General features: G+C 56.3%; 1 protein-coding gene. It reads left to right on the top strand.

The window, feature by feature from the left end:
* Nucleotides 1-76: 76 nt before the first annotated feature.
* Nucleotides 77-1,644 (top strand): IS3 family transposase gene (locus OQE62_RS19290; protein ID WP_265723674.1). Its coding sequence is split into 2 segments (ribosomal slippage): nucleotides 77-562 and nucleotides 565-1,644, totalling 1,566 coding nucleotides; the frame shifts between segments, so codons are not numbered across the junction.
* Nucleotides 1,645-1,680 lie beyond the last annotated feature (36 nt).

The following is a 1,680-nucleotide window of genomic DNA, read 5'->3' on the forward strand; positions in this document are numbered from 1 at the left end:
CCCACTCTGTCAGCCTAGTTGTCCAGTTGGCGATTTTGCCTAAATTCACTCGAGAGTGGGCGGTATAAGAGCTTTCATGCCACGTTATTCCGAAGAGCGTAAGGCCGCCGTGCTGAAGAAGCTGTTACCCCCGATGAACCGCACCGTGGTGTCGGTGTCCGCGGAGGAAGGCATTTCCGATGTGACACTGTATAGTTGGTTGAAACAGTGTCGACAAAAAGGAATGCCTGTGCCGGGTAACCGTAATACCGGAGAGGATTGGTCTCCGGAAGCCAAGTTAGCTGTTGTGATTGAAACCGCCGCCATGTCTGAAGCTGAACTCGGGGCTTACTGTCGCGAGAAAGGCCTGTATCCAGAGCTGGTGCAGCGCTGGAAGGAAGCCTGCCTCCAGGGTGCTGGTATGCAGACAGACCAGGAGAAAGCCGCTCAGAAGCAGCAACGGGAATCCCGGAAAACCATCAAGAATCTGAAGACGGAAGTTCGCCGTAAAGACCGCGCCTTGGCCGAAACGACCTCCCTGCTGGTGCTATCAAAAAAGCTGGAGGCCTTGTACGGCGAAGATCCCGACAACGAGGACAACTGACCCCGTTGAGTGAGCGTACAAGGCTCTTGCAGTACTTTGACGACGCCATAGCCGGTGGAGCCACGCGCTACAAGGCGGCTGAGCTGATGGAGCTGAGCCAGCGCACCTTGAAGCGCTGGCGCGAAACCGATGGTTCGGTCTCTCAGGATCAGCGCCCTGAAGCGGAGCGAGTCGAGCAACTCCATCAGTTGACCACAGAAGAGGAAGCCGCGATCGTGAGCACCTGCAACTTGCCGGAATACCAGAGCTTGCCGCCGTCGCAGATCGTGCCGCTGCTGGCTGATCAGGGTGTCTATCTGGCCTCGGAGTCCTCGTTCTACCGAATCCTGAAGAAACACCGGCAGTTGAATCACCGTGGACGCACGCAACCGGCAAGAAAAGTGCCGGAGCCCACCAGCTTTACCGCCACCGGCTCGAACCAGGTGTGGAGCTGGGACATAAGTTACTGTCCTTCTGTGGTTCGTGGCCAGCACTGGTACTTGTACCTAATCCTGGACATCTACAGCCGCAAGATCGTGGCCTGGGAAGTCCACGAGGCGGAATCCGGTGAACTGGCAAAACAACTGGTTGAACGGGCGTTGCTGCGTGAACGCTGCTGGCACAAGCCGCCGGTTCTGCACTCGGACAACGGAGCGCCGATGACGTCCTATACGCTGAAAGCCAGACTGGCCGAACTGGGCATGCTGATGTCCTACAGCCGTCCCCGGGTGAGCAATGACAACCCGTATTCGGAGTCCTTGTTCAAGACGGTAAAGTACTGTCCCAAGTGGCCAGCGAAGGGCTTTAACTCGCTGCAGGCGGTTCGTGAATGGATGCTGGTATTCGAGCATGCCTATAACGAGCAGCACCTGCACAGTGGTATCAACTTCGTCACGCCAGCCAGTCGACACCGTGGCGAAGACCTTGAGAGACTGGCGCATCGCAAATCGGTTTATGAAAGAGCAAAGCGCCTGAACCCGAGACGCTGGTCAGGCGAAACCCGAAACTGGGATGCAACCGGATCTGTATCGCTCAACCCTGGGAAACTACAGGAAATTGAGCGGAATAAATGCGCTGCTTAAACGCAGTTATTTGGACAACTGGGTTGAAAATCACCG

Origin of the sequence: Microbulbifer halophilus (assembly GCF_026183675.1) — a bacterium.
Lineage (GTDB): Bacteria > Pseudomonadota > Gammaproteobacteria > Pseudomonadales > Cellvibrionaceae > Microbulbifer > Microbulbifer halophilus.